The sequence below is a fragment of the Leucobacter sp. M11 genome (assembly GCF_035726885.1).
Taxonomy (GTDB): Bacteria; Actinomycetota; Actinomycetes; order Actinomycetales; family Microbacteriaceae; genus JAPFRB01.
Genome location: NZ_JAPFRB010000006.1, coordinates 40,063 through 47,405, shown reverse-complemented (window position 1 = coordinate 47,405; position 7,343 = coordinate 40,063). Strand labels below are relative to the sequence as shown.

Annotated in this window: 6 protein-coding genes and 1 pseudogene; 5 read left to right on the top strand and 2 right to left on the bottom strand. The window is 66.9% G+C overall.

The features are described from left to right. Positions 1-87 precede the first annotated feature (87 nt). Positions 88-624, top strand: a complete 537-nt coding sequence (locus tag OOT08_RS17260; protein WP_325094088.1) for a mycothiol transferase — start codon at positions 88-90, stop codon at positions 622-624. On the opposite strand, the gene OOT08_RS17255 is transcribed toward OOT08_RS17260, so the two are convergent. After that, entirely contained in the window at positions 621-1,493 is an 873-nt protein-coding gene (locus OOT08_RS17255; protein WP_325094087.1) for a hypothetical protein, read from the bottom strand. The two genes, OOT08_RS17260 and OOT08_RS17255, sit on opposite strands and share 4 nt — an antisense overlap. Positions 1,494-1,610: 117 nt before the next feature. On the opposite strand from OOT08_RS17255, the gene OOT08_RS17250 reads away from it, so the two are divergent. Next, entirely contained in the window at positions 1,611-2,693 is a 1,083-nt protein-coding gene (locus OOT08_RS17250; protein ID WP_325094086.1) for an ArsR/SmtB family transcription factor, read from the top strand. Between the two features lie 167 nt (positions 2,694-2,860). Then, entirely contained in the window at positions 2,861-3,997 is a 1,137-nt protein-coding gene (locus OOT08_RS17245; protein ID WP_325094085.1) for a C45 family peptidase, read from the top strand. Here OOT08_RS17245 and OOT08_RS17240 read toward each other — a convergent pair. Continuing rightward, positions 3,994-4,947, bottom strand: a complete 954-nt coding sequence (locus tag OOT08_RS17240) for an FCD domain-containing protein (protein ID WP_325094216.1) — start codon at positions 4,945-4,947, stop codon at positions 3,994-3,996. The two genes, OOT08_RS17245 and OOT08_RS17240, sit on opposite strands and share 4 nt — an antisense overlap. 344 nt (positions 4,948-5,291) lie before the next feature. Here OOT08_RS17240 and OOT08_RS17235 point away from each other — a divergent pair, with 344 nt between their 5' ends. Then, entirely contained in the window at positions 5,292-6,845 is a 1,554-nt protein-coding gene (locus OOT08_RS17235) for an ABC transporter substrate-binding protein (protein ID WP_325094084.1), read from the top strand. 65 nt (positions 6,846-6,910) lie between these two features. Beyond that, positions 6,911-7,343: pseudogene (locus tag OOT08_RS17230) on the top strand (ABC transporter permease); the annotation flags it as partial.

Genomic DNA, 7,343 nt, shown 5'->3' with positions numbered 1-7,343 from the left:
GAACCCTCCTCGACCTCCTTGAGGCCGCCGAGGCGCGGGGCTGAGAATCCCCGCCCCACGCTCAGCTTGCCGGCCTATCCTGGCCGCATGAACGCCACCGAGGTACTCATCGACCTGGCCACCCGCCCGCTGATCGCCGCCGAGCAGCTCCGCCCGGCGCTCACCCCGGAACGCCTCAACGCGCATCCGCACCACGACAACTCCATCGCGTGGCTGCTCTGGCACGCGGCCCGGGAGATCGACGAACAGCTCTCCCAGCTCTCCGGCGCGGTGCCGCTCTGGACCGCGCAGGGCTTTGACGTCCGCTTTGACCTCGAGGTAGAGCCGCACCACATCGGCTACGGGCACAGCTCGGCGGAGGCCCGCGCAATCGTCGTCACGGACCCCGACCTCCTCGTGTCCTACCTGTCCGCGGTCGTCGGCGCGCAGGTCGAGTACCTCCGCTCGCTCTCCGAGACCGCCCTCGACGACGTGATCGACGCCCAGTGGGACCCACCCGTCACGCGCGGCGTCCGTCTCGTGAGCATCTCCGCCGATGCGCTCGCCCACGTGGAGCAGGCCGCCTACCTCGCGGGCATGGGCGCGGGCGCCTTCGAGCCCGCCCCGGGGGTCGGGGCCGCCTAGCCCCGCACCGCGATGAGGCGCTCGGCCTCGCGCGGCTCCGGACGAAAGCCACCGCTCAGGACGTCGCGGAAAAAGCGCTCCACCGCGGGAATCAGCGGGAAGCCGTCGTGCCCGATGCCTGGGATCACATCGGTTCGGCAGGGGACCCCGTTCGCCCGGAGATTCTCGCGGTAGGCGCGCATCCGCTCGATCCGAGTCATCCCCTGCCCTTCCAAGCCCGGCTTCCAGTAGCGGCTACTTCGGTCGTTAATCTCCCAGGTCTCAACATCGGCCCCGCCGATGACCAGCTGGATCGGGACCTCCCGGATGCTCGCCAGATCGGGCTCCGCGCCGAAACGCTCCCGCATGCCCGCCGTCCCCAGCCACCACTCCTGCGCGGGGTCGAGCATCGTGATCCGCCCGGGGGCTCCGATCGAGCACCCGAGCAACCGCTCGGGGTGCAGGTAGAGGAAGCGGTGCGCGAAGTGCCCGCCGCCGGAGAAGCCGTGCAGCAGGAAACGGTCCCCGTCGATGGGGAACCCCTCCGCGACCTCTCGAATCATTTCGAGCAGGATCAGATCAAATCTGATGCCCTGGTACTCCAGAAACTTGTAGTTATGCAGGTCGTCTGGGTCATGAATGCCCGCGGGGAAGAGGGGGGCGAGCAGGATGCATCGCTCCTCCTCACAGAAGCGGGCGAAGGCGTTCCGATACTCCGCGGCGTCCCGGTCCGTGCTGTGCTGCACGACGACGAGCGGGTACCGGTCGGGGTCCCCCAGCCGGCGGTCGGGGACATAGAGGCAATAGCTGAAGCGCTGGTCCACGCGAGCGGCAAAGAACGTCGTCGCGCCCTCCCGGTAGAGATTTCGGGATTCGATGTACACGTCCACGGTGTCCCTTTCTCCGCGATCCACCCTGGTCGCGAGCCGTGCTTGAGACGCTACGTCAGGCGCGGCGGAGGCACGGTACGATTACCGCATCATCGACAATCGTTCGGGGGTGTCGCCGTGCCAATCACGATTCGCTTTGCCGGGGTCGACCTGAGTCGAGTCATCGTCCGCCCCGACCCCCTCGCCGAGCTCGGCGCGCTCCTGCACGCGATGTCGTTCCGCGAGCACCACCCGCTCGCCGAGCCCCTCCTCAGCCACGCCCAACGCACCGACCGAGACGGCCTCCTCCACCAGCAACTCAACCGCTTCCTCCCGCTCTACGGACCGCTCCGCTCCCGATTTCTCTTCCCCCTAGACCCGGAACCGCAGCTCTCAACGACGATCTCCGCGCAGCTTGCCCTGCTCGCCCAGCTCCCCATCGAGCGCTTCATCGGCCTCGCAGCGGACAGCCTGACCGAGGACGCCGGGCGCCCGGTGAGCGCGGGGATCCGCACCTCACCCCAGGAGCAGGCGCAGTTCTTCCGCAGGGTCGAGCGGATCTCCCTGAGCCGACTCGAGTTGGCACGCGACCTCGTCCACTCCCCCGAGACCGTTCGCTGGCAACTGATCGGCTTCCTGCAGGACGCGTGGAAGGCCTGGATGCGCCCGGTGTGGGCCGCGTCCGCGCCGAAACTCGCCCGGCACGCCGAAGTCCTGGCCAACCGCCTGAGCGCCGATGGCCTCCTCGCCCTGGCGGAGCGAATCCCGGAGATTACGATCCCGGCCCCCGACACCGCGGTCGTGGACAAGGTCTACAACGACACCGTGACCCTGACCGAGGGTCACCTGATCATCGTCCCCTCGGCCCTCGTCTCCCCCCACCTGCACATTCAATTTGCGCCGGGGCTGCCCGTCGTTCTGCAGTTCGACGTAGACGCGCCGAGCGCACCCCGGGTCGCCGAGGTCTTTGAGCGCATCCAGACCCTTGCCGACCCGGTGCGCCTCGGCATCTGCCGGATGATCCTGCGCCGCCCCTCCACCACCCTGGACATCGCCGAGGAAATGCGGACCAGTTCCCCGCTCATCTCCCGCCACCTGCGCCGCCTCCGGGAGGCCGGGCTGGTCCGCACCCAGCGCCAGGGCAAGCACGTGTACTACTCCCTCAACACCGAAACTATCTCGGCCCTGGGGCCCCACTTCCTCACCACGCTGCGACGCTAGCCCCGGAGGGGACTCCGCGCGCAGGCTTGCACCATCGTGAATGTAGTGCGCTACTGTATACCCAAGCACTACACGCAAATCTCAATGATTCAGTGAGCACGCTCGCGGTTTCCGTAGTGTTCATTACAAGCGAAGCGTTTCGCTCGCCCCGACCGAAGGAGTCACCGTTGACCAACTCGCAGCACTTTTCCCTCCCCCTCATCGACATCAGCGGCGGCCCCCGGGAACGTGGCCTGCAGTACGGCGAGCAGGCCAAGACGCAGATTGCGGCCTCGATCGAGTTCTACCAGCGCGCCTTCAAACGTGCGTCGGGCCTGGACTGGGAACACATCTGCGCGCGAGCTGAGGCCTGGGTCGCCCCCGCAACCGCCTACGCGCCGGATCTCGTCGAGGAGCTCCGCGGGATCGCCGAGGGCTCGGGCTTTGACTTCCTCGAACTCATGGCCATCAACGCACGCGGGGAGATCATCTACGACAAGCGCTTCGCGGACCTACAGGGCGGGGAGTGCACGACCTACGCCCTCTCGCCGGAGGCCTCCGGCGACGGTCATTCCTACGCCGGGCAGAACTGGGACTACCTCTGCGGGGCGATGGACTCCATCATCATGCTCCGCATCCGGGGCGAGGGCGACCCGGACATCATCATGCAGATCGAAGCCGGGCAGCTTGGCCGCCACGGGGCCAACGGCGCGGGAATCGCCATGCAGGTCAACGGCCTCGGCGGCCGCTACGGCTACGAGGGCTACGGGGTGCCCCAGCCCTTCGTTCGCCGCCGCGTCCTGCAGGCGACCTCGCTGAACGACGCGATGGACCGCGTCTTCCAGGCCGATCAGCAGATCGGGGCGAACTACCTGCTCGCCACGCGCGAGGGCTTCTCGATCAGCCTGGAGACCACCCCGGCCGAGCGAACCGCGTGGAAGTACGCGACCGACGGCATCCTGGTGCACGGAAACCACCACGAGGTGCACATCCCGACGGGTCAGCCGGGCCCGTACAAGCCCATGGCCGTGGACTCGCTCTACCGGGTGCCCTTCGTTGAGGGCCGCCTGCGCGCGGTTCGCGACAGCGCCGGCACCGAGGAGGCCCGCGCGGGCATCCTGCGCGCGCTCGCCAACGAGACCTTTGCCCCAAACTCGGTCTGCGCGCTGCCGGACCTCTCCCTGCCGGAGACGAAGCAGTGGCAGACGGTGACCGCGTCGGTGGTCGACCTCACGACCGGCGAGTACCTCCTCGCGGACGGCCTGCCCTCGGAACGCACCCTCAAGGCGCTGCCGTGGAACCTCTACGAGGCCGCGGGGGCCTAGAGCTCGTAGAGCTCCTGACGGATCTGGCGGGCGCGATGCAGGTGCGCCGAGATGATCGCGACCGCCAGGTCCCCCTCGCGTCGATCAATCGCGTCCGTCAGATCCTCGTGCTGCTGCAGTGATTCCTCACGCCGCCCCGGGGCCGTCAGCGTCGTACCGTTCCAGCGGTCGAGCTGATCGCTCAGGAAGCGAACGAGGGAGATCAGCGTACGATCACCCGACGCCTTCCAGGTCGCCGCGTGGAAGCGACGGTTGCCGTCCGCGAGCACCTCGATCACGTCCGCCTCGTCGCCGAGGGCACGCATCTCCTGGTTAATGCGCCGCATGGCGAGCAGATCCGCTTCCTTGCGGTTCGCGCAGGCCTTCCGGACGAGCGCGCTGTTGAGCAGGATGTAGGCATCGTACTGCTCGATCATCTCATCCACCGTCTGCACCGGCACCGTAATTCCGCGATGATCGCGCACCACCAGCTGAGACTGCTCGAGCAGTCGCACCGCTTCGCGGATCGGCGTTCGGCTCACCCCGAATCGCTCGGCGAGCTCCGCCTCCGTCACGCGGACCCCGCTGGGCAACTCTCCCGTGAGGATCTGCCGCCGGAGCTCCTCGTGCACGTCCGACTGCGCGAGCCGAGAGCCAACCGTGACCCCCGTCGCCGCCAGACGCGCCGGTCGCCGCTGTTCAGACTCGGGTTTCCCGTTGCTCAGGTAGTCGCGGATCGCGTGCTTCATGTCGCGAAGCCCCGCGTAGCCCAGCTTGCTCGCCGTTCGAATGACGCTGGCGTCGCTCACGCCGGCGCCCTGACCGATCCGGATGGCCGATTCCATGATCGCCTGATCGGGGGCCGCGAGCACGTAGGCAACCACGCGCCCCTCGGCAGAGTGGGGCTTGAGATCGAGCAGGCGCACCCGTTCGAGGAGCGAACCACTCAGCTCAGCTGCATCAGTTTTCATTGTCACGCGCTTCCGTCTCGGGGCCACCCGCATCGCAGGCCTCTGGCCTGCACACTACCGGGTCTCGCCCCCAAAACCAGGGAACGACCCCGAAAAAGTAGTAATGAACACTACAAAATAACTGACTTCCCGCCACGAGTGCCGCGAACGCGCCGCGTGTAATTCCCTGATAAATCAAGGAAGTTTCACCGCAAAAGCTCTTCTTTCAAAGAAAAGTTGCCCTTGCATACATCGGTGTGATTTGATGGCACCACACGACCGGGATCTGGGAAGCGTCCGTCAATGACGAGGGCGACCACACCGCTCATCCCCGGTCGAATGACCCACGACAAAGGAGTACACCCATGCGGAAACCGTTCACCGGGCTCATCGCGATCGGCGCCACCGTCCTCGCGCTCACAGCCTGCTCCCCCGGCAGCGGAACGCCCGCCGACACCGATCGAAGCCTGACGATCGCACTGAACGCCCAGCCGCCGAACCTCGACCCGCACGTCTCCACCGCGACCGCGACCTCCTCCATCGCGCGCAATGTCCTGGAGACCCTGCTCACCACCGACAGCGAGCGCAACGTCGTGCCGATGCTCGCCGAATCCTTCACGACCAACGAGGCGGGCACGGTCTACACCTTTATGCTGCGCTCTGGGGTCACCTTCCACGATGGCAGCACGCTGGACTCCGAAGACGTCGTCGCCTCGATGGAGCGCTGGGACCGGCTCTCCGGGCCGGGGCAGAGCACCTTCGCCGACGCGACCTGGACCGCGCCGGACGAGCAGACCGTCGTGCTCACGCTCACCGCCCCGAGCTTCGCGGTGCCCCTCGCCCTGTCCAGCGGTCGCGAGCAGTTCCCCGGGATCTACCCCGCGGAGGTCATCGCGGCCGCGAGCGACGACGCAATCGAAGACGTCATCGGCACCGGCCCCTTCGCCCTGGAGGAGTGGGTGCCCGACCAGAAGCTCGTGCTGAGCAAATTCGAGGATTACGCCGCAACCGAGGGCCCTATCGACGGCCTGTCCGGCGACCGGACCGCGCAGACGGCCGGGCTCAATTACGTCTTCGTTGCGGACGCGTCAACCCGCATCCTCGGCCTCCAGACCGGCGAGTACGACGCCGTCCCGGAGATTCCCTACGACAACGCCGCCGACGTCCTGGCTGATCCGGCGCTCCGCGCCGGATCTACCCCGGGCACCCTGCTGAACCTCTACTACAACAAGGCCGAGGGACTGTTCAGCAACGTCACGGCACGCAAAGCGGTTGATACGCTGCTCGACCGGAAGAGCATCATGACCGCCGCGGTGGTTGACGAGGAGTTCTTTGCGCTGACTCCGCACATGATGATGGCGGACCAGGAGGGCCAGTGGTCCTCCTCCGTTGGCGCGGACACCTACAACCCCAACGACCCCGAGCGGGCGAAACAGCTGCTCACGGAGGCGGGCTACCAGGGCGAAACCATCCGCATGATCGTGACCCGCGATTACTCGGAGGCCTACAACGCCGCCGTCGTCATCCAGGAGGAGCTGCAGAGCATCGGGGCCACGGTCACGCTGGACACCTATGACTGGCCAACCTTCAGCGAGATCCGAAACGACCCTTCGGCCTACGACCTGACGGTCATCCCGAATACCCCGAAGAACGACCCCGGTTCCCTGGTCTTCATGCGCAAGGACTTCGCGGGCTTCACCGACAGCCCCGAGTTGGATGCCCTGCTCGACACCTACCGGGCATCCGCAACGCTCGAGGAGGCGCAGTCGCACTACGACGAGCTCCAGCAGTGGTTCCTCGACTACCTCCCGGTCAGCAAGATCGGCGATGCCTACGGCGTCCACGCCACGACGCTCGAGGTCGAGCAGTTGCCCGTCGACGACAGCATCATCTGGTGGGGCGCGAGCTTCACGAAGTAGTCCCCGTGCGGGGTGATCGCGAACAGCGATCACCCCGCACCCCACTCCCCCGGAAGGATGCCTCCGTGCTCTCCTATGTTGGCAAACGACTCCTCGCGCTACTCCCGGTGCTCTTTGTCGTTTCGATCGTCATTTTCTCTCTCGTTCACATCACGCCGGGCGACCCGGCGATGACCATCCTGGGGCCAGAGGCGTCCCAGAAGCAGCTCGACGAACTGCGCGAGCAACTCGGCCTCAACCAGCCCCTGATCACCCAGTACCTCTCCTGGGTGGGCGGGATCCTCACCGGGGACTTCGGGGATTCCCTCTTCCTCAAAAAACCCGTACTCACGGCGATCTCCGACAACATCGTGCCCACGATCCAGCTGGCGCTGCTCGCCCAGATCATCACCGTGCTCGTCGCGGTCCCCCTCGGCACCCTCGCCGCGAAGCGCCGGGGCAGCTTCCTCGACAGCGGGGTCCAGGGCTTTACCCTCATCGGCATGGCGGTGCCGAGCT

Coding starts and splice junctions, on each gene's coding strand:
- OOT08_RS17235 (WP_325094084.1), top strand. CDS start 5,292: ATGCGGAAACCGTTCACCGGGCTCATCGCGATCGGCGCCACCGTCCTC.
- OOT08_RS17260 (WP_325094088.1), top strand. CDS start 88: ATGAACGCCACCGAGGTACTCATCGACCTGGCCACCCGCCCGCTGATC.
- OOT08_RS17240 (WP_325094216.1), bottom strand. CDS start 4,947: ATGAAAACTGATGCAGCTGAGCTGAGTGGTTCGCTCCTCGAACGGGTG.